Source organism: Parafrankia sp. Ea1.12 (genome assembly GCF_900465275.1).
Lineage (GTDB): Bacteria > Actinomycetota > Actinomycetes > Frankiales > Frankiaceae > Parafrankia > Parafrankia soli.
In genome coordinates this window covers 1-2,181 of record NZ_UBIZ01000660.1, presented here as the reverse complement: position 1 = coordinate 2,181, position 2,181 = coordinate 1, and the positions used below count along the sequence as shown (strand labels likewise).

1 protein-coding gene and 1 pseudogene are annotated in these 2,181 nt (G+C 75.3%); one reads left to right on the top strand and one right to left on the bottom strand.

The genetic code is table 11. The features are described from left to right. The coding region (locus tag FMEAI12_RS34625; RefSeq protein ID WP_235015054.1) for a site-specific integrase at positions 1–681 on the bottom strand (681 nt) is incomplete at its 3' end. A gap of 263 nt (positions 682–944) precedes the next feature. Between FMEAI12_RS34625 and FMEAI12_RS34620 the strand changes: the two are divergent. Beyond that, positions 945–1,814 (top strand): annotated as a pseudogene (locus FMEAI12_RS34620) (amidohydrolase family protein); the annotation flags it as partial. Between the last annotated feature and the right edge of the window lie 367 nt (positions 1,815–2,181).

Here is a 2,181-nt window from a genome sequence, read left to right as displayed (position 1 = left end):
AGCGGACGGCGTCCCCGCCGCCGCCGCGGCCGCCACCCATCCCCGCCACGCCCGCACCGGGCACGTCGGCCGGTACGACCCGTACGCCAACCCGACCTGCGCACCGGCGGACTCCTGGTCGGTCTTGGAACGGCGCACCGTCACGACCAGCCCGTCGTCGGTCTCCACCAGGTCGGCGGTGTCCAACCCGACCAGCTCACTGCGACGCAGGCAGCCGGCGAACCCGACCAGCAGCAGCGCCCTGTCCCGCACATCCGCCAACTGCGAGTCGTCGAGGCCGGAGACGACCCGCGACAGCAACGTCGTGTCCAACGCGGCCTTGCGCGCCGGGCGCACCCCCCGCGACCGGCGGATCCCGTTCCACACCGCCGACACCTCCGCCGACCCCGTCGGATTCTCGGCATGGGCGAGCTGATGCGCCACCGAGATCGCGGCGAGGCGACGGCGGATCGTCGACGGCGCATACCCGGCGTCCGCCAGCTCGGTGATGTACCCGGCGACGGTCACCGCGGAGGCGGGCACGGCGACCAGCGGCACGGGACGTCCCTCGCACCAGGACCGGAAATGACGCAGGTCGGCGTCGTAGGCACGCCAGGTCGCCGCCGACCGGGACGCCCGCGCGTAGTCCCCGACCCGGCCGGCGAGCGGCCCGTCGAGCCCCACCGCGCCCGGCACGGCCACCGGCCCGGCCGCGACGATCTCCACCGCGTCCACGACGTCCACGACGTCGGTCGCGTCGATGACGTCCGCCACGTCCGCGGCCCGCCCGGCGCCCGCCGCCGCGGTCGTGGTCGCTGGCGGGGTCGGATCGCCGCCCGGCGCCGGCCCGGCACCGACCTGTCGCCGGACGGTCTCACCGCCGTCATGCTGCCCGCCTGCCACCCGCTCGCCTCCCACCCGCACCACACCCACCGGTCCCCCACCTGCAGATGATCATAGGGGGTGGTGAACTCACCGTCGCCACCGCCCTGAACACCGAACCCGGCCTGGGCCCCGTCGGCTACGGCGGCGACCTGTTCGTCGACGGCTCCCTGGGCTCGCACACCGCCGCGCTACGCAGCCCCTACACCGACCAGCCCACCCACCGCGGGCAGCTGCACCGCGACGCCGACGACGTCCGCGACACCGTCCTCGACGCGGTCGCCGCCGGCCTGCAGACCGGCTTCCACGCCATCGGCGACGCCGCCCTCGACACCGTCCTCGACGGGGTGCGCGCCGCCGCCGCCCGTGTCGGCACCGCCACGATCAACGCCGGCACCCACCGGGTCGAACACGCCGAGCTGCTGCACCCCGAACAGATCACCGCCATGGCGCGCCTCGGGCTCGTCGCCTCCGTGCAGCCCGCGTTCGACGCCCGCTACGGCGGCCCCGACGGCCTGTACACCCGCCGGCTCGGCACCGACCGTGCCAGCGCGATGAACCCGTTCGCCGCGCTGCACCGCGCCGGGGTCGTACTCGCCCTGTCCTCCGACAGTCCCGTCACCCCCCTCGACCCGTGGGGAGCGGTACACGCCGCGGCCACCCATCACACCCCGTCCGCGCGGATCAGCGGGGCCGCGGCGTTCACCGCCGCCACCCGCGGCGGCTGGCTGGCCGCCCGCGCCGGCGCCGACGGTGCTGGACGGATCACCGTCGGCGCGCCCGCGACCTTCGCGATCTGGGAGAGCCCCCACCCGCCGCGGCCCGCCGGGCCGCCGGCCACCCAGCCCGCCGGGCCACTGGATGTTCTCCTTGACCAGCTTGACCGCACCGGCAGCGCGCCACGCTGCCTGCGCACCGTGCTGCGCGGACAGACCCTGCACGACCTGCTCTGAGCCCGCCTGCTGGACCAGCCGCGGGTCAGGTCACCGCAGCGCGGTGGGGGCTGGTGTGGGCCGGTCGGGATCCGGACCGTCCTTCGAACCGGAGCCGCCGCGCTACCCGCCACGACACCGTTGTCTAACGGACGGTCCGGAACCCCACCGGCCCCGCTACCGCACCCGACCCCGCCGGATCGGTCGGGTACCCAGGGCCGAGCACCGCGCGATTCGACCACACCCCGCACAGACTGGGAAGCGCACCGGACCGCACCCGAAAACCCCCGGTAGTCCCAATGTGGTCCCACTCCGGGATGTGGTCCCACTCCGGGGGTGTGGAGTGACCCGCCGCACCCGACACCGCCGTGTACAACCTGTTGACGGC